Source organism: Thalassobacillus sp. B23F22_16, assembly GCF_043496955.1.
Classification (GTDB): domain Bacteria; phylum Bacillota; class Bacilli; order Bacillales; family Halobacillaceae; genus Thalassobacillus; species Thalassobacillus devorans_A.
On the sequence record NZ_JBIEKD010000033.1, the window covers coordinates 13951 to 31345 of the forward strand.

Consider the following 17395-nt stretch of genomic DNA (forward strand, 5'->3'; position numbering starts at 1 on the left):
GTAGTCTTAGGCTATTTATCAGCAATATTATCGAAACTTCCTGTCAAATTCATATTGACCTTTCAATAGTTGTGTAATATGAACAAACATATCTTTTCGTTCCACCATGGAATTTGTAAAAATTCCTATTGCTCCTTCATTTCTTCTTACTTCTCGTTTATCTGCATAATCATCCATTACATCACCAAGTTCTCTACCCTTTTCCAATTCCAACTTGATTTCTTCGGGTAATGGAATCCTTGCTCCACTTGCAAGATAAAGGTTTTCCTTTTCATCTACCAGAGCGCCCCAATTACATAAGTAGAGATCATCTTCAATCTCCATAACTCCGCCTTCCAGACCAAGTCCCATGACGCCTTTCTTCATGTTAGCACATTCTCTTGCCCTGTTAATGGCTCCTTCTTGTGTCTCTTCATCGGAAAAAGGTTGTGCAGAAACTTTTGATTCTACGTCCACCCCATCAACTTCAAATTCTGTAAAGACTTCCTTAACAGAATTAATTTTGGTAGGGTTTTGAGAACCGATATATATACGAACCATTCCATTCACCTTTCTATCGAACAATTACTTCTTTTCACTATACAACATACCAACCATTCAGGTCTATGGTAAATAACCACCAGACAGCTTACATTGAAAAAACTCATCTTGTAACCAGCTACTTATGGAGAAAGCTATAGTCGTTTCTTATACTATATCCTTTAAGAGAGTTAAACTTTCTTAAAATATTAAACACGCAGGCGATTGGCCTGCGTGTTGCAAAATCGAATCATTATTTAGTTTATCCGTTATTTCGGATTTGGTCCACTGTATTTTGGTCGGTGGACTTAACTAATTTCACCAATAATTCTTTAGCTGCGGCGTAATCATCGACATGAATAATAGACGAAGAGGTATGGATATAACGGGAACAAATTCCAACAACCGCTGAAGGGACTCCATTATTCGAAATATGGACTCTTCCAGCATCCGTTCCACCTTGAGATATGAAATATTGATATGGGATATCGTTGCTTTCGGCTGTGTCCAGAATGAAATCACGGATGCCACGGTGAGTGACCATACTACGGTCAAAAATCCGCAGTAATGCCCCTTTACCAAGCTGACCAAACTCTTTGTCATCTCCACTCATATCATTGGCAGGAGACGCATCAAGCGCATAGAAGATGTCTGGCTTTATCATATTGGCTGCAGTCTGGGCGCCCCGGAGCCCGACTTCTTCCTGTACCGTAGCCCCTGAATACAGCTGATTCGGTACGCTTTGGCCAGCCAATTCTTTTAACAATTCTACGGACAGACCACAACCATAGCGATTGTCCCAGGCTTTAGCAAGTACTTTCTTCTCGTTAGCCATCGGTGTGAATGGACAGATAGGTACAATTTGTTGGCCTGGCTTAACACCGATGCGTTTAACATCCTCTTCATCATCCGCCCCGATATCTATCAGCATATTCTTAACATCCATCGGCTTCTTTCTTTGTTCAGGTGTAAGATTATGAGGAGGGATAGAACCGATGACCCCAATGACTGGACCATTTTCCGTAATCACTTGTACGCGCTGGGCCAGCATCACCTGGTTCCACCACCCGCCAAGCGTCTGGAAGCGGATCATTCCATTTTTAGTGATTTGTGTCACCATGAATCCTACTTCATCCATGTGACCGGCTACCATCACTTTCGGTCCTTCACCATTTTTGACACCAAAAACTCCACCTAACCCGTCCTGGATGATTTCATCGGAGTATTTTTCAAGTTCTGATTTCATAAACTGACGTACCATGTGCTCATTCCCAGGTGCTCCAGGAAGTTCCGTCAAAGTCTTGAATAACGCTTGCGTCTCTTGATTCATTATGTACCTAACCCCTTTCCAATATAATTACTATTTTACCGAAACTTCCGACTACTTTCTACTTTTCAAACTGCTTTTAGTTTTCATTGTCCGCAACATTTAGTATACTATTGGGAAAGATTACTTATTGAGGTGAATAGTGATGGATTGGAAAAAAGTCGCAATCGCTGCAGGCGCTGGTGCATTAGCCGGCTATGTAGTAAAGGAACAAGTCTTCAATAAACAAGGAGTTACACCTGAAAAAGCATTAAAAATCGCAAAAGAAGCATTTAAAAAACAAGGTCCGATCAGCGGATCCTGGATTTACATGAAACCGGAAGAACTAACCAAAAACGGAATGGAATATGAAGTTTATCGTGGAGGCGTATCGAAGAGCCAGGATGGGGAAACCTCCCAATATGAATTCTTCATCGATGCCCAAACCGGTACCATCGTTGATGTCGCAGAAGCAAACTAAAGAACAAAAGCGCAAGCGCCTTGCTAGTAGTGACGTTCGATTAAAAACGGCACGTCCTGTGCCAACATCGAACTGACCTGCATCCTGCAGGCCTCCGACAAGCTTAAGACAAGCCTCGGCGTGACGTTCTTGGTCACAGAGAGGATTGGCTTAAGACCTCGAGGGGGTAGGCGCTGGCCGATGAAAGCGCCACGTCCTGTGGCGACATCGGCACTAGCACGTCCTGTGCGTCGGAGCTGGATGAACAAAAGCCGTGCCTGGATTTCATACGGGCACGGCTTTTATATATTATTTATAGGAATAACGGTATCGTTCTACCTCGTCTATTCTCTTTCCATCTTCATTAAATCTGATCGCCCGGTAGTAGGCATCATGATAAAAAGTGTACCACGCTTTACGGTCATATCCGTATCTCATCCACTTTTCTTTTTCATGAACCGACGTAACGGGATAATCATCATAGGCAAGCACCCATAATGGATTTTGATGGCCATGAGTCGGCATAATATCCGCCATATGGATGAATTGTTCATCCCCATCCTCAAACACAATGATGGAATGACCGTCACTGTGCCCACCTGTATGAATCATTTTTAACCCTGGCAGTAATTCTTTTTCTTTTTTGAACGTATGTACCTGGGACTCCACAGGTTTCCAGTTATCTTCCCAATACGTATTAGCTGAACGCATGTTAGGGTGGCGCATTTCATTCCACTCGGTTTCTGAAGTGATAATCGGTGCTGCAGGAAAAGTGGAAACCAACTCTCCATCTTTCCACCGTGACAATCCACTTGCATGATCAAAATGAAGATGTGTCATCAGAACAGTATCAATATCCTTTGTGGTTAAACCAAGTTCTTGCAGGGAAGCATCTAGGTTTGATTCTTCCAGAACTCCAAAGTTCCTGATTTGTTTCTCAGAAAATTTATCATTACCTACCCCGGAATCAATCAAGAATCTGCGCCCGTCCACTTCTAAAAGAATCGGGTCTGATCGGAGTTCAATTTGATTTTTGTCGTTCACCGGGTACTTTTTAGCCCATAAAGGTCTCGGTACGACACCGAACATCGCCCCTCCGTCTAAATGAGTCACTCCTCCATTCAGCCAGGTAAGCTTAGCTCGTCCTACTTGTAATGTTTCCATCTGTTCCCCTCCTTTTGTTTACACTATCAAGTGTATCACAACAGAAAGATGGTTTGGAAACGCTATCACTCTTTAAAGGTAGCACGGCAGCGATAGATAGGCTGGCCTTTTCCAGAAAATTTTTCTTCATATTCTGTCGGAACATTTAGTGGGTCACGGAATTCATGAAGATCAAGTTGTACCTCTTCCAGTTGCATACCAAAGTGTGAAAAACTGACAAGGGAATATTCAAACAGCTTTTTGTTGTCTGTTTTCATCGTAATTTCACCATCAGGTTTCAATATCGACTGGTACTGTTCTAAAAAAGTATGATACGTTAAACGGCGCTTTTCATGTTTTGTTTTTGGCCAAGGGTCAGAAAAGTTCAGGTAAAGATGATCCACTTCATTTTCCCCAAACATATCACGCAGATCTCTGGCGTTTTCATTAACTAACCGGACATTTTCTGTCTCTGCATCCAACACCTTCTTTACTGCACCGACGATGACACTTTTGACGCGTTCAATCCCAACAAAATTGATTTCTGGATGCTGCTTTCCCATACCGGCAATAAATTGTCCTTTCCCTGTGCCGATTTCCAGGTGCAATGGCTGGTGTTGACGGAACAGGTTCTGCCAACAGTTCTTGTGTGCAAAGGGCTCCTGCACAACGATTGCTTCATTTTCTTGCAAAAAATCATCAGCCCAAGGTTTATTTCGTAAACGCATGGTTAATTCCTCCTCTATCGTTTAAACTTTATCATGAAAACCTTGCAGGAGAAAAGTTTTAAACAAATATACAGAAAAACGAAGGATATCACCATTTAACCCCTTATATTTACCTATACCATAGATATATCCTTCTCGTCTCCACTCATCCCTCCAGATACTCTTAAACCATAGAATGATACAGTTGGGCTGTAAGCGCTTACTGATATATGATAAATATCGTATGATTCAAACTACAGACATGGAGTGAGTATTTACTAATGAAATTACTGACCAGTATGATCGAGATGAGCGTTATCGCTGTATTTTCTGTACTTTTCGCTGGGTATGCCCTTTTCATATATCCATTTGAAAAACTGACTCAACTTGTCAATCCAGAAGTGCGGAAGAAACAAATCAAGTATGCACCACAAGTCTAATAAACCAAACCTGACATCATGATAAAATACAGAAAAAAACTTGGGTTTCCTTTCAGGATTCCCAAGTTTTTTGTATAGAAACATCTTTTTGGCTGCAGGCTAATAGTAAAAAGGATGAGTAATATGCCATTGACGACCAACGACCAACTGAATATATTATATGACTTACTAACGGAACAAAGCGAAGATGGCTGCGGCACACCAGCGGAATGTCAGCAGATTGCCCGCCTGGTACAATCGCTGCAGAACAAATTGGCTGATCCATCAGTTGAAAATCTTCAGGAACACTTATCCGGAATTAGTGAATATAGTCAGCAAAATTATTCAGATGATCAGTTAACTGAACATATTTATAGTAATCAAGCTAACCTGCAACAGTGGGCAAGTGCAATAGAACAAATCAAGGATTCCAGATTCCATGGTTAACCATCAGCTGCATCAGCGATTCTGTTCGCTGAGCGGCTTCTTCCACATCTCCCCTCATTCGATGCCATTGGATGAAAGTAAGTGATTGAGCAACTGCATACCAGGTCATCCGTGTATAAAGGTTCTCTGTATCTTCCACGCCATACCGTTCTAACCACGGTTTCCATTCTTCTTTAGGAATATACCAATGCAAAAGCATCCCCAGGTCCATGGCAGGATCAGCTACCATGGCATTATCCCAATCAATCAGATAAAGCTGATCATCTTTTGATAACATCCAATTATTATGGTTCATATCGCAGTGACATACGACATGCTTAGCCGCTCTCACTTCATCGAGTTTCAACTCCAAATAATTGATGGCAATATATATTTGTTTCCACGGATCAATATTTGTGAAAAGGCGCTCATTTTCTTTAATGTCTTCTAATATATCCTCAGGAAGTAATGGATGCTTGCTGATTCGCATCAGCATGTCTAACAGTTCGGAGGAATGATGTATTTTGCTTAATAACTTAGCCACACGCGGATGCTTCATCTCCTCCTGCTTCAGTTCACGGCCTTCCAGCCATTCTTGAGCCGTGATGACATCCCCATTTTCTAACCGTTTCGTCCATACCAGCTTAGGAACGATCCCTTCTGCTGACAATACAGCCAGGAAAGGTGAAGAATTCCGCTTCAAGAATAGACGTTTATTATTATTTTGTGCATAATAGGCCTCACCAGTTGAGCCTCCTGCTGGTATGATGGTCCATTCTTCTCCGAGTATATGTTCCAAGCGTTTCACCTTCAATTCCTCAAATCTTTAAGTATTGCCGTGCCATAAGCGGTATTATAAGTATACATGATTTTCTTTATGTAGCCAGTACAAGTTATTTCCTGCACTCATATACACGTTTAATAGAATATCTTATTCTCCCGGTCGATTTCAAGAATGACGTACTGCGTATTAGTAGTATACCGTACGCCTCTGTGCTGCCTTCTCTATTCGGCAACGCCGGGTTGTAGTCGTTTCTCCATCAATTTGTACCGGTATTTTCTCAGCCGATTCTATGATAATTGATTTACCTTTATACTCTTTTACTTCTCTTAAAGATGTGTGTTTCCCAAAAAACACCGTAATAAACAGGAGTAGAATCTTCCACTTCGCAATCTCCTCTATAATAATAATGGAATAGAATTCTTCTTTTAAGCTCGCTTGCGGTGCAATTTTCATTCCACCCCCATAATAGGGGTGATTTGCGACGGTCACCATTAAAGCGCGTGTACGGTGTACAACGTTCCCATCCACCTGCACCATGATTGGAAGGGCTCCATATTTAGGTAATATTGCCAATAAAGCTGTGACATAGCTTAGGGAACCAATTCTGATGCGATTAAAGAAACGCTTGAGCAGGGAATGTTCCGCTTTATTTGCAACAGCAGCGTCGAATCCGAGACCAATGCTATTCATAAAAAACTTCCTGTTCCGGGGTGAGGGCTTGAATTGATAAGTACCTGGCAAAAAGGTAAACTTCCTGGGAGCACGGATGACGCGTTTAAAGCTATTTAGAGGATTGTTTGGAATCCCAGCGCCACGGGCAAAGTCATTACCTGATCCAGCAGGTATGAAAGCCATTGGAATTTGCGGGTGCGCATTCAGCCCATTCATTACTTCATGAAAGGTCCCGTCGCCTCCGATGACAATCACTGTTGTAATCTGTTCCTTATATATCTCCGCAATTTGCGCTGCAATCTCTTCCGCATGCCCTTTATATTTGGTAAAAAAGGTGCGGCAATGATTGTTTTTAAAGGAAATATCACGTTGGATTTTATGGAATCGTTTCAAGGCCCTGCCATAACCCGCTATCGGATTAACAATGACAATATACATGTGCTTCCTCCTAATCCTGACAAGACCTGAGTGTGAGTCTATTATACTATAATAATAGGGAACGGAATATAATGTAATTTTACCCTGCTAAAAAAAAGCTAACTATCTAAAGAAGGCGTCTTCTTCCTGATCCCACTCCGGCCGTTTAATCGAACTTGTCTGACTGTGCTTCACCAATACTTCCGCTGCCTTTAACTGCTGATGTTTCAATGGAGCGCGCACCCTTCGCTTTTCTTCGAACCAGCCCCAATATTCCTTTTTACCGATATAATCAATATGGTAACGTTCAACAGGTGAGCGAAAATCATTTTCTGGAGCAAGAATTACCTTCTTATAGGGGAAATCTATTCCATATTTAGCCAGGACACTTTTTACGTAGGTTTCACTTCGATTTAAAGCTATCAATGGACTAATGAAGTTCGTTTTAGTGCTTCCTTCTATCACCCAGGTTTTATTGTCTTCTGCTGCAATCACCGCTCCTTCAGGGGCCTCTATCCTATGTATGATTTCTATTCCTAAAGGACCTATAATTAAGGTGTTTATTTCTAATGGTGCCTGCTTGATTTTGACGATAGGCTCATACATGATGAAAAAGATATCAGGAAAACGCTGTAAAAAGTATTTCAAACTGCTGTCTTGCTTGTAATCAGCATTCATAAATGACTTTTCCCATAATGTTGACGTTGCCCATTTCAATTGAAAAGTATAAATTTCATCCAGAAACCTTTGTTTTTCATCTTGTAGCGAAACAGGCGGTATGACAGGTGGGGAATAGTCCTGAACTTCTTCATTTTTTCTTTGGAACAATTGCCTCCACTTTGAAATTCCGCCTTGTTCCTCTGGTTCGTCTACAGGCTGCTCTAGTGCTAGACGCTGCTCACTCCACCTCTGTTTCATCGTCTGCCAATGCTGTTTTTTTGCTCGAATGAACTGTCCCGGATAACGGTACATATTCGATTCATAACGAGAGATGTAGTCCTGTATTTTGATCAGCTGAGCCATCTTGTCACCTCAATTTGACAGTATCAATTACTTCGTATTTAGGGGCCTCCCCTGGATGGATCCGGTAGAGGTGGAAGCGGTCAATTGTAAAGGTAATCAACTGTTTATATCTCTCCAGCTGTTCAATGGGAAAACGTTCGTTCTGTTCTTGATCCCATTTTTTGGCCAAAGTAATATGCGGACGGTATGGCCGATTTTCATTTGGAAAGCCAGCTTCCTCAAGTGCTTGCTCTACATTCTCTTTCATTTTTTGTAATGAAGGAGGATTTATCACTCCCATAAATAACACGCGTGGTCGTTGTTTATTACCAAAAAAACTCAAGTCGGCTGCTTCTACTGCAAAACTTTCAGGATATGTTGAGTCATGCAGCTTCTTTTTTACTTCTTCTATCTTATCATCGGCAACCGCGCCGAGAAATTTCAATGTGATGTGAAAATCATTTCGATGGGTCCATGTTTTATAGGAAACCGATGAACTTAAACCTTTCTGCCACTCGGTAAGAACCTGACGTATTTCCTCGGAAATAGGTATACCAACAAAATAATGGGGATATCCTCCCAATGTAATCATCCTCCCTGAAAAATTATATATTTTCCTTCCCTTTTACTTACTACTGTAATAAGAACCATCCCTATAAAGGTCATGACTGAGAAAAAGCCATACATACCAAATACATGGAAGGCATCAATTAAAACGCCGCCTATAAAAGTGAAAAAAGCATTCCCTAAACCATTGCCAACAGCTGAGTATAATCCGACTGCTGTCGCAATGACATCTTTTGGAGCCAGTTCTCGAACGAGAATCAAAGCGGCTGGAATATATAAACCAACAGATATCCCTTGCATAATCGTCGTAGCATAAACGATTTCACTGGAAGGCTCAAATGCATAGACAAACCAACGAACGAACGAAACAGATGAGCTGATAATCAATACTCGAAAAATTCCAAGGCGATCGATGATGAATTGCGACACTTTCATGAATGGAGCTTCGCTGCCAGCTGCAAATAAAAAAGCGATCCCCACCGCTGTTAGTGTCCCACCGACTGTTAAAATGAATGTACCAAAATAATAATTATTGGCCAGGACAGGACCGAAAACCAAAAAATTAGAGACTAAAAAAATCATGAAGCTCTTTTGCTTACTTAGTACCTTTACCCCTTCCCGAAAAGATACAGCCACACCTTCCCCATGTTTTGGAAACCTTGAAAGTGATAATAAGGCAACAATCAGCCCGCCACCAAAGAATACGAAAATCCAATTAAGAGAGCCGGCTGCCTCGGTGACACGTCCTAAAACAAAGACAGCGACCGCAAAACCGACAGCTCCCCATAATCGAATGTTTCCATATTGCCTGCCATGCTTCTGCACATAACTCAGTGACAGGCTATCGGAAAGGGGAACGATACCCGATTGAAATATCGCAATGGCTACCATTCCGATATATAAAATTAGAAACTCCTGCCAGACGGGATACAGCACACCTAGTAAAGCAGCAAGTAATGTTGCTATCGCAAGTAGACGTCTCGTCCGTTTAGTATGGTCACTTATCATTCCCCACAAAGGCTGAACGAAAATAGTGACCAATGGTAAAGCAGCTATAATCAACCCAATCTGCGTATGATTCAAACCCTTTTCATTCTCTAAGAAAATAGATAGTAAGGGAAACAATGAACCAAAACCAAAGAAAGTAAAAAAATAATAAATTTGAAAGAAACGGTATGTCTTATGATTAAAATCTTGCACGGGTTTTCCCTCTTTCTTCAACGGTGACTGGTTATTTTGTCAACTGATAGATTGCTTCTGCATAAATAGCGACGGCTGCCATCATATCCTGTATACGAACATATTCATCCGCTTGATGAGCAGTATCAGGACTGTCCGGGAACATGGCACCATAAGCGACCCCGGCCTTCAGGGCTCTCGCATAAGTAGCTCCGCCAATAGCTTCCGCCTTTGTTCGATCCCCTGTGTGGTGGTTATAGATATTCAGCAACGTAGAAACACCATCATGGTCCTCATCTATATATAAAGGCCTCAGGTGGTCATATACCTTATAAGTTCCCTTCCACCTTGTCGCTTGCTCCTGGATCTTATGTAGAAGCGCTTCACTTTCCACTGTTACAGGGTAGCGGATATTGAGACCGGCTACCAGTCCTGTTTCACTCAATTGGAATGAGCCAAGATTCATCGTCAAAGAACCCGAAACATCATCGTGATGTTTTATTCCAAGATTCTCACCACTGTCATCACCGAGAATCTCTGCCAGCTGAGAGAACCATTCATATGCTTCCTCCGACAATGGAAGGCCAGTTAAAAATCTGAACAATTCAATTATTGCATTGACACCTTGTGATGGCTTACTGGCATGGGCCCCTTTTCCATGTACTTCCACCATCATACGATCGTTATCCAGATAACATTTTCCATCTAATTCCTTAGCTGTGAGGTAGGAAGTGAACTTTTGTTCCACCAAGTCATGATTATCCGTACGAAGTATTGCTATCGCCTTGTCAGGGACCATATTCAGACGATCTCCTCCTTCAATACGGATTATCTGTATTTGACGGTCCCTGGATTGATTTAAAACAGGCAGCTCCATATAGCCATCGATCAAACCTTTTTCTGCATGGATGACTGGAAATGCTGCATCAGGTGAGAATCCGAAGGAAGGCATTTCTTCCTGTTTAAAATAATAATCGATCCCCTGCCAATCTCTTTCTTCATCAGTACCTAAAATCAGCCGTATCCTTTTATTCGGTTCAAAGCCTTGGTCTTTCAGCAGTTTCATTGCTATATAGGCGGCCATTACCGGTCCTTTATCATCCTGTGCTCCCCTGCCATATAAGTTGCCACCTTTGATGACAGGTTCAAATGGAGCACTGCTCCAGCCATCTCCGGCAGGGACAACATCCAGGTGACCAAGAATACCCAGTATTTGCTCGCCCTCTCCCCATTCGATATGGCCGGCATACCCTGACAAATTTTTCACTTGAAATCCGTCTTCCCTGCCAATGGCAAGCATCTCTTTTAAAGCGTCATCTATTTTCTTGCCAAAAGGGTAGTTACTATCTTCTTCAAATACACTGGGAATACGTAACAAGCGTTTAACTTTTGTCAGATATTCATCCTTATAATCAGGAGCTAATACCTTGAAATCCATACTTACTCCCCTTTTCCGGTTATAGTTTTGTAGGTATGTTCATCACAAATAGCAAAAAGCCTGGCGGATTCCGGAATTGGTTCCCCTAAACGCCGATATTCAAGTCATTACCATCAGCAATCAAGGTTGCCCCTTGCTTCAGCAAGGAGTCAAAGGCATCCTGGTAGGTCTTCCACTCTTTCTGTCTCGGTATCAGGTGTAAATCATCCCCATGCGAACGACTTAATAACTGCCCATAAATACTTGAGACCCCATTCATAAAAGCGGAACGGACTGCCAGGGAGGATATCGTTTCGTTGGAAACAATAAACTCATCCACTTTAATATGCTTAAAATTTTTGATATGTGCTTCTTCCATCACTTCCACAATTGTATGTACATTCGGTGCAAGAGCTTCGACAGTAGAAGCAATCAGTAAACTCTTTCCATCAATCAATTGGTCATCATTAATTCGATCATCGGAGAAAATCATGACTGCTTGTGCTTCCGAGACATTTGCTTTCATTAAAGTTTCTTTTGCCGAGGCATTTCCTCTGATGTAATGGATGTTATCTTTAAGGAAAGGAGCTTCCTTCAAATCATCGATAATTACAATCTCTGCCTGGTCATAGGTATCCATAATTTCCTGGATAGCAAAAGAAGCCTTTTGTGACCATCCGATAATAATATAATGGTTTTTATCTTTGTACACGATTGCACCCTCCAAACGTTTTTTCCTGAAACCAGCCAGCCCATCTACTACTTTGCCAATCACTACACCAATTAAGCCAATTCCTAATATATATAGGAAAATAGCAATTAAACGTCCTGCTACGGTTACAGGGTAATAATCTCCATAACCTACCGTTGTCACTGTAGTCATGACCCACCAGAAACCATCAAAATAGGTCGGAAAAGAGTCCCTTTCTACATTGACAATCAGAATGGTACCAAACACAACCAATAAGCCACTGGACAAAAATAAAATATAATTATTGATATTGACCATTTTCGTGAATAATTTCCGTAGAATGTACAAGGTCGATGCTCCTTTCATTTAATTTTATGTAAATTTAGTGAAATATCTGTAAATTCGAGCGAATTTAATAGCATATTTTCTTCTCCTTAGTGTAAAATAAAAATAACTTCATAGCGTCACTCGCACATTAAATTCCTACGAATGAATCTAAGGAGTGGTTATTTGAATCATTCATCATCCCGTATGCTAAACAGGATCAAAGCTGTCTATCTGTATATAAGAGAACATGGGCCAGTTACGACAGCACAGCTAGCGGAAGAGTTCGGGACTACGGACCGGACCATCCAAAGGGATTTGACAGTTTTGGAATACAATGGACTGGTGGATAGCCCTCACCGCGGCAAGTGGACGATAACCGAAAAGAAAGTTAAAATTTCATGATCATATGATAAAGTCACCCGGACTATAAGCCCGGGTGCTTTTTTGCACTTTATCAATTTTTTATATTTGTTGGATTAAAGTATAAGAGAAACTTTGGCTTGTAAATAATCCAAGTTTTACTAAGTTCCTGATAAGTCCCAATTACATATTTGTAAGTTCTTTTAAGTAAGCAACTTCCTCATCGGATAGTTCACGGTATTCCCCGGGAGCTAAATCTTCATCAAGCTGAAGCGTGCCCATACTGATCCTTTTAAGGTACGTCACCCGTTTTCCTACGGCCTCAAACATCCGCTTGACTTGGTGGTATTTACCTTCTGTAATAGTAAGTTCTATTTCAGATACTGCCCCCGTTACCAGTATCTGTAGCTGTCCGGGCTTTGTAACATAACCATCATCCAGGGTAACCCCTTTTTTAAACTTCTCTCTATCGGCATCTGTCACTTCTCCATCAATGACAGCATAATAGGTTTTTCCTACATCTTTTTTTGGTGAAGTGAGGCGATGAGCAAGCTGGCCATCGTTTGTGATAAGCAGCAGCCCCTCTGTATCTTTATCCAGCCTGCCAACAGGAAAAGGTTCAAATATTAAATCTTCAGGCTGTAAGATCTCAATCACCGTTTCCTCTACAGCATCCTCCGTAGCTGAAACCAGTCCATCCGGCTTATTCATCATCAAATATATGAACTCCCTGTACTCTACCATCTCCCCATATACCGTTACCTGGTCTTTTTCAGGATCGACATGGGTTTTCGGACTGTTGACAGATGATTCATTCACTCGAACATTTCCTGACTTCAATAATGCTTTTACTTCTTTACGTGTTCCATAACCCATATGGGATAATAACTTATCAATTCGCATCTTTCGCCTCCTAGACCTGCTTCCTTTTTAAGAATCTGTCTAACACTCGAACTTTACCTCCAAGTACCCGTTCCAGTAAGGTTGATTGATAGGCAAGCCATAAATAAATACCGCCTCCTGCAGCCACACCCGTAATCAATACAATCATGGCATCAAGGCGACTGGATGTCGGGTCCAAAACAAAACTGAACAGAAACTTGAGAATAAATAAAACTGCAGCCATGATAGCTGTAAAAATAATAACCAAAAGTGACCTCTTAAATAGAGGACCCATCGGAAATGCAGCTTTTTTCTTCACTCTCCACATATTAAGCAATACTGCTGTTGCTACAGCAAGCAACGTGGCAAAAATAGAACCTTTTGCCCCGAAGACTAAGATCAATGGAATATTCAAAGATGTTTTAATAATAAGCCCTGCAGTCAGACTGATAACCGTGAAATTCTGCTGGTTGATTCCCTGCAGTACTGCTGCGCTGACGGAAAATAATCCAAATAACAATGATGCGGGAGCATACCAGGCCAGCCAAGGCCCCTTTACTTCAATACCTTCGATTCCATATAAAGATCCATAAGCTTCACCTGACAAAACTGCAAGTCCCACAACAGCTGGAAGAATCAATAAAACAACAATCTGAAATACCTGATTGATTTGTTTATGCATCAGCTGTGTCTTCTTTTCTGTAAAGGAAGCAGTCACAGCCGGCAGCATGGAAAGTGACAAACCAGTCGCTAAAGTCATCGGAATAACCACTAGCTTATGCCCATACATAATAATCGCTGCGTAAGCAGTATTTGCTAAATCACCTTGTCCGGCAACATACATCGCATCCATGAATGTAAGGTTATCGATAAACTGATATAAAGGGATTGCAATGCCTACCAGCACAAATGGCCCTGCATAGCCAAGCAATTCCTTAAACATTTTCTTCTGTGGGATGTCATACGAATAATCTTGTTGTTCCAAATGACGATCTAAGTAGGGTTTTCGCTTTCTCCAATAAATATAAAGGACCAAACCAGAGGCAAGCGCCCCTATAAATGCTGCAAATGTAGCGAATCCCACTGCGACCTCAATTGGTCCATCAAAGATCTCTACTACGATAAAAACAGCGATCAACAAGAAAGCGATTCTTGCCACTTGCTCGACCACCTGAGAAACAGCGGTAGGTGCCATGGATTCATGCCCTTGGAAAAATCCTCGCACTATACTCATGCTTGGAATAAGTAATAATGCAAAACTCACCATTTGAATGACATTTGTTACGGATGCAAGAGAAATCTCTTCATCATCTTGTCTGATAGACATCTTCGCTAAACTTTCAGCGCCGAAAAACATGAGTAAAAATGCAACTAATCCGGTAAGTGCCATCAACTGCATCCCGGACTTCAAAATCTTCCTGCTTGTTTCATAATCACCTAGAGAGTTATACTTTGAAACGAACTTAGACACGGCTAAAGGCACACCTAATGTGGATATACTGATGAATATCGTGTATGGTATATAGGCAAAGCCGTATAAAGTACCACCTGTGTCGCCAACCATCGCCTCAAAGGGAATGAGGTAAACCATTCCTAAGAATTTCGATAAAAATGTGGCTCCTGTGAGGAGCATGGTTCCTTTAACTATTTTCGACATTTCTATTTATTCCACCTTCATTGATTGTAGAGTCGAACGAATCTATTTTACCATAAATAAAGGTGTTTCAAATCATATTACATTCACAAGCAACTATTATTTGAAAGGAATGACTATATTGTCCTACGAAACAGCAATCATCGGCGGAGGACCTTCCGGCTTAATGTCTGCTATTGCAGCAGCGGAGCAAGGTGTTTCTACGATATTGATAGACAAAGGAAATAAACTGGGTAAAAAACTTGCCATCTCTGGTGGGGGAAGATGTAATGTCACGAACCGCCTTCCTCAAGATGAAGTAATCAAGCATATACCAGGGAACGGAAAGTTTCTATATAGTGCCTTTTCAGTTTTTAATAATTACGATATCATCGATTTTTTTGAAGGGTTAGGTGTAGCATTAAAAGAGGAAGACCACGGAAGGATGTTTCCGGCAAGTAATAAGGCGAAGGATGTAGTCAATGTCCTGCTTAAGCGTCTGGATGAGTTAGGTGTGGAAATCAGGACAAACACCCCTGTAGAAGCAGTAGAGTACGGAAAGGATAGTCACACGATCATTTTAAAAGGAAAAGAAAAAATCATTACGAAAACGATCGTACTGGCTGTTGGAGGAAAATCAGTCCCTCATACGGGAAGCACGGGGGATGGTTATGCATGGGCAAAAAAAGCAGGTCACACGATCACAGAACTATATCCCACTGAAGTTCCACTGGTTTCTTATGATCGTTTTATTAAAAAGAAATCCCTACAAGGACTATCACTTCGGAGTGTAGCCGTCTCCGTTCTCAACCAAAAAGGGAAGCCGATCATCACTCATCAGATGGATATGATTTTCACACATTTCGGACTTTCCGGCCCTGCAATATTAAGATGCTCTCAATTCGTAGTGAAAGAGCTGATGAAAGGTAACCGGCCAGTTCAAGTAGAAATCGATATATTACCAGATCAAAAAGAGCCCGAATTAATAGATCATTTACAATCCTTAGTAAAAGACCAACCAAGGAAAAGTATGCGCAACCTATTGAAAGGGATGGTGCCTGAGCGCTTATTGGATTTTGTCCTGGAGAAGGCTGAAATTACAGCCGAAGACAAAGCTGCTAACATTTCAAATGAACAAATCAGAAAGTTAGTTGCCGATTTAAAGCATTTCCTGGTAAATATTCATGACACACAGTCGATTGAAAAAGCGTTCGTGACGGGGGGCGGTGTATCTATTAAGGAAGTTATACCGAACACCATGCAGTCAAAGCTGATGCCGAGGCTATATTTTTGCGGAGAAATTCTTGATATTCATGGTTATACGGGGGGATATAATATCACATCGGCGATGGTGACCGGACGAGTAGCTGGTATGCACGCTGCCTGGGAAGCAATGGCCACATAATTTTGTAACCTTCATTGTTAAAGTAAAGCTCCCTTTACTTGAAGACTCAGTTTCGAGAGAAACTGTTTCCGTTATAGTGTTGAGAATTGGGAGGTCCGGGAAATCACTCGCTTTCCATGGGCGTACGGTGAGCTTCCTCGGGCTGAAGCCTTGCGGGATCTCACCATGTACTATTCTCCCATCGGAGTCTCGAAATTTCCCGGCCCTCTTTGCGTTTATGAAAGATACGGAAACATCGATATGCAGTCCTTCAACCAAAGAGAGAGCTACTTGTAAAAACGTGCTTGTAACCAATGATTTTAGAAGACAGTCTCATCTAAAGCAGGGGGGTTCTTTTCTCCCATTCTTCGAATGGGGTGGTTGGGAAACTGCGAGACTCCAGCGGGAGAAGGAGCCAGGCGAGACCCCACAGGGAGTGAAAACGACCGAGGAGGCTCGCCGGTTCCCCCGCAGGAAAGCGAGTAGTTTCCCAGACACCCCTGAGGCTATTATGGTAAAGAACCCTCACTATCTTGAAACTGAGTCTTCCACAATTCGGCCCTTTTGTTGAATAACCTGTATAAATAAAACGAGAAGCTTCAAGTAAAGCTTCTCGTTTTTCTTTGTAGATAAGCATGTTCTCTTCCTAATTCCCGATTTACTAATATATTTATTTCTTCCCGGTCTGCAGGGGTTACTACTGGATCGTTTTCATTCCAGTCAGCAGCGCAAAGAAAATAATAATTTCGTATCCGTTTCAAATAAAAGGTAGTTTGAGGAAAGCGATCAAAATATCCCCTGACTACGCCTCTCCTGTCATACGCCCAACGAAGTATTCTCATATCCACCACCCGAACATATATTCCTGTTTCAGGATCATCATATCAAAAAGTTCGGGGGCAAGCAACTGATTGCAGACAATAAGGAAAAACATAAAGAAACCGAAAGCCTTAAAAGACTTTCGGTTTCTCGGTTGCCTAGCGGCGTCCTACTCTCACGGGGATAAACCCGACTACCATCGGCGCTGGAGAGCTTAACTGCTGTGTTCGGCATGGGAACAGGTGTGACCTCTCCGCTATCGCCACTAGACCTTGACTATT

General features: G+C 41.7%; 19 protein-coding genes and 1 rRNA gene. 5 read left to right on the forward strand and 15 right to left on the reverse strand.

The features are described from left to right. Nucleotides 1-27: 27 nt before the first annotated feature. Together ACGTNI_RS18180 and ACGTNI_RS18185 are read right to left on the reverse strand one after the other, a co-directional pair. A complete protein-coding gene (locus tag ACGTNI_RS18180) occupies nucleotides 28-540 on the reverse strand; it encodes a DUF84 family protein (RefSeq protein ID WP_085509140.1) in 513 nt (170 codons plus the stop codon). 241 nt (nucleotides 541-781) lie between these two features. After that, nucleotides 782-1849, reverse strand: a complete 1068-nt coding sequence (locus ACGTNI_RS18185; RefSeq protein WP_394464026.1) for a M42 family metallopeptidase — start codon at nucleotides 1847-1849, stop codon at nucleotides 782-784. Nucleotides 1850-1991: 142 nt separating this feature from the next. Here ACGTNI_RS18185 and ACGTNI_RS18190 point away from each other — a divergent pair, with 142 nt between their 5' ends. After that, entirely contained in the window at nucleotides 1992-2306 is a 315-nt protein-coding gene (locus tag ACGTNI_RS18190) for a PepSY domain-containing protein (RefSeq protein ID WP_062447434.1), read from the forward strand. 288 nt (nucleotides 2307-2594) lie between these two features. On the opposite strand, the gene ACGTNI_RS18195 is transcribed toward ACGTNI_RS18190, so the two are convergent. Continuing rightward, the gene (locus tag ACGTNI_RS18195) at nucleotides 2595-3449 is read right to left on the reverse strand and encodes a YtnP family quorum-quenching lactonase (protein ID WP_085509142.1); all 855 of its coding nucleotides are present in this window, start codon (nucleotides 3447-3449) and stop codon (nucleotides 2595-2597) included. A 65-nt stretch (nucleotides 3450-3514) separates the two neighbouring features. After that, the gene (trmB, locus tag ACGTNI_RS18200; protein WP_085509143.1) at nucleotides 3515-4156 is read right to left on the reverse strand and encodes a tRNA (guanosine(46)-N7)-methyltransferase TrmB; all 642 of its coding nucleotides are present in this window, start codon (nucleotides 4154-4156) and stop codon (nucleotides 3515-3517) included. 260 nt (nucleotides 4157-4416) lie between these two features. On the opposite strand from trmB, the gene ACGTNI_RS18205 reads away from it, so the two are divergent. Both ACGTNI_RS18205 and ACGTNI_RS18210 read left to right on the forward strand, forming a co-directional pair. Next, nucleotides 4417-4575, forward strand: a complete 159-nt coding sequence (locus tag ACGTNI_RS18205) for a hypothetical protein (RefSeq protein ID WP_176224071.1) — start codon at nucleotides 4417-4419, stop codon at nucleotides 4573-4575. Between the two features lie 123 nt (nucleotides 4576-4698). Then, nucleotides 4699-5001 (forward strand): YtzH-like family protein, encoded by a 303-nt coding sequence (locus ACGTNI_RS18210; protein ID WP_394464027.1) that lies wholly within the window; start codon nucleotides 4699-4701, stop codon nucleotides 4999-5001. On the opposite strand, the gene ACGTNI_RS18215 is transcribed toward ACGTNI_RS18210, so the two are convergent. From ACGTNI_RS18215 to ACGTNI_RS18245, 7 genes are all read right to left on the reverse strand, one after another. Then, nucleotides 4976-5779, reverse strand: coding sequence for a phosphotransferase (locus tag ACGTNI_RS18215; protein ID WP_394464028.1), 804 nt, complete (start codon nucleotides 5777-5779; stop codon nucleotides 4976-4978). The two genes, ACGTNI_RS18210 and ACGTNI_RS18215, sit on opposite strands and share 26 nt — an antisense overlap. Before the next feature lie 171 nt (nucleotides 5780-5950). Next, a complete protein-coding gene (locus ACGTNI_RS18220) occupies nucleotides 5951-6874 on the reverse strand; it encodes a diacylglycerol/lipid kinase family protein (RefSeq protein WP_394464029.1) in 924 nt (307 codons plus the stop codon). 102 nt (nucleotides 6875-6976) lie between these two features. Beyond that, nucleotides 6977-7876 carry an NERD domain-containing protein gene (locus tag ACGTNI_RS18225; protein WP_394464030.1) on the reverse strand — a complete coding sequence of 300 codons (900 nt, stop codon included), beginning with the start codon at nucleotides 7874-7876 and terminating at the stop codon, nucleotides 6977-6979. Between the two features lie 4 nt (nucleotides 7877-7880). After that, the gene (gene thpR, locus ACGTNI_RS18230; protein ID WP_394464031.1) at nucleotides 7881-8438 is read right to left on the reverse strand and encodes an RNA 2',3'-cyclic phosphodiesterase; all 558 of its coding nucleotides are present in this window, start codon (nucleotides 8436-8438) and stop codon (nucleotides 7881-7883) included. Between the two features lie 5 nt (nucleotides 8439-8443). Beyond that, the gene (locus ACGTNI_RS18235; RefSeq protein WP_394464032.1) at nucleotides 8444-9622 is read right to left on the reverse strand and encodes an MFS transporter; all 1179 of its coding nucleotides are present in this window, start codon (nucleotides 9620-9622) and stop codon (nucleotides 8444-8446) included. Between the two features lie 31 nt (nucleotides 9623-9653). Beyond that, nucleotides 9654-11039, reverse strand: a complete 1386-nt coding sequence (gene pepV / locus ACGTNI_RS18240) for a dipeptidase PepV (RefSeq protein WP_394464033.1) — start codon at nucleotides 11037-11039, stop codon at nucleotides 9654-9656. Between the two features lie 85 nt (nucleotides 11040-11124). Beyond that, a complete protein-coding gene (locus tag ACGTNI_RS18245; RefSeq protein ID WP_394464034.1) occupies nucleotides 11125-12057 on the reverse strand; it encodes a potassium channel family protein in 933 nt (310 codons plus the stop codon). A gap of 141 nt (nucleotides 12058-12198) precedes the next feature. Here ACGTNI_RS18245 and ACGTNI_RS18250 point away from each other — a divergent pair, with 141 nt between their 5' ends. Further along, the gene (locus ACGTNI_RS18250; RefSeq protein WP_394464035.1) at nucleotides 12199-12438 is read left to right on the forward strand and encodes a DeoR family transcriptional regulator; all 240 of its coding nucleotides are present in this window, start codon (nucleotides 12199-12201) and stop codon (nucleotides 12436-12438) included. Between the two features lie 141 nt (nucleotides 12439-12579). Here the strand turns inward: ACGTNI_RS18250 and ACGTNI_RS18255 are convergent, their stop codons facing one another. Both ACGTNI_RS18255 and ACGTNI_RS18260 read right to left on the reverse strand, forming a co-directional pair. Then, a complete protein-coding gene (locus ACGTNI_RS18255) occupies nucleotides 12580-13299 on the reverse strand; it encodes a pseudouridine synthase (RefSeq protein WP_085509152.1) in 720 nt (239 codons plus the stop codon). 10 nt (nucleotides 13300-13309) lie between these two features. Then, a complete protein-coding gene (locus ACGTNI_RS18260; RefSeq protein ID WP_085509153.1) occupies nucleotides 13310-14935 on the reverse strand; it encodes a putative polysaccharide biosynthesis protein in 1626 nt (541 codons plus the stop codon). Nucleotides 14936-15053: 118 nt separating this feature from the next. On the opposite strand from ACGTNI_RS18260, the gene ACGTNI_RS18265 reads away from it, so the two are divergent. After that, the gene (locus ACGTNI_RS18265) at nucleotides 15054-16316 is read left to right on the forward strand and encodes a BaiN/RdsA family NAD(P)/FAD-dependent oxidoreductase (protein ID WP_085509258.1); all 1263 of its coding nucleotides are present in this window, start codon (nucleotides 15054-15056) and stop codon (nucleotides 16314-16316) included. 578 nt (nucleotides 16317-16894) lie between these two features. Here the strand turns inward: ACGTNI_RS18265 and ACGTNI_RS18270 are convergent. Together ACGTNI_RS18270 and rrf are read right to left on the reverse strand one after the other, a co-directional pair. Continuing rightward, nucleotides 16895-17137, reverse strand: a complete 243-nt coding sequence (locus ACGTNI_RS18270; RefSeq protein ID WP_085509154.1) for a protein YuzH — start codon at nucleotides 17135-17137, stop codon at nucleotides 16895-16897. Nucleotides 17138-17270: 133 nt separating this feature from the next. Beyond that, nucleotides 17271-17384 (reverse strand): 5S ribosomal RNA (gene rrf / locus ACGTNI_RS18275). Nucleotides 17385-17395: the final 11 nt, after the last annotated feature.

Coding starts and splice junctions, on each gene's coding strand:
- ACGTNI_RS18180 (WP_085509140.1), bottom strand. CDS start 540: ATGGTTCGTATATATATCGGTTCTCAAAACCCTACCAAAATTAATTCT.
- ACGTNI_RS18185 (WP_394464026.1), bottom strand. CDS start 1,849: ATGAATCAAGAGACGCAAGCGTTATTCAAGACTTTGACGGAACTTCCT.
- ACGTNI_RS18190 (WP_062447434.1), top strand. CDS start 1,992: ATGGATTGGAAAAAAGTCGCAATCGCTGCAGGCGCTGGTGCATTAGCC.
- ACGTNI_RS18195 (WP_085509142.1), bottom strand. CDS start 3,449: ATGGAAACATTACAAGTAGGACGAGCTAAGCTTACCTGGCTGAATGGA.
- trmB (WP_085509143.1), bottom strand. CDS start 4,156: ATGCGTTTACGAAATAAACCTTGGGCTGATGATTTTTTGCAAGAAAAT.
- ACGTNI_RS18205 (WP_176224071.1), top strand. CDS start 4,417: ATGAAATTACTGACCAGTATGATCGAGATGAGCGTTATCGCTGTATTT.
- ACGTNI_RS18210 (WP_394464027.1), top strand. CDS start 4,699: ATGCCATTGACGACCAACGACCAACTGAATATATTATATGACTTACTA.
- ACGTNI_RS18220 (WP_394464029.1), bottom strand. CDS start 6,874: ATGTATATTGTCATTGTTAATCCGATAGCGGGTTATGGCAGGGCCTTG.
- ACGTNI_RS18225 (WP_394464030.1), bottom strand. CDS start 7,876: ATGGCTCAGCTGATCAAAATACAGGACTACATCTCTCGTTATGAATCG.
- pepV (WP_394464033.1), bottom strand. CDS start 11,039: ATGGATTTCAAGGTATTAGCTCCTGATTATAAGGATGAATATCTGACA.
- ACGTNI_RS18250 (WP_394464035.1), top strand. CDS start 12,199: ATGAATCTAAGGAGTGGTTATTTGAATCATTCATCATCCCGTATGCTA.
- ACGTNI_RS18255 (WP_085509152.1), bottom strand. CDS start 13,299: ATGCGAATTGATAAGTTATTATCCCATATGGGTTATGGAACACGTAAA.
- ACGTNI_RS18260 (WP_085509153.1), bottom strand. CDS start 14,935: ATGTCGAAAATAGTTAAAGGAACCATGCTCCTCACAGGAGCCACATTT.
- ACGTNI_RS18270 (WP_085509154.1), bottom strand. CDS start 17,137: ATGAGAATACTTCGTTGGGCGTATGACAGGAGAGGCGTAGTCAGGGGA.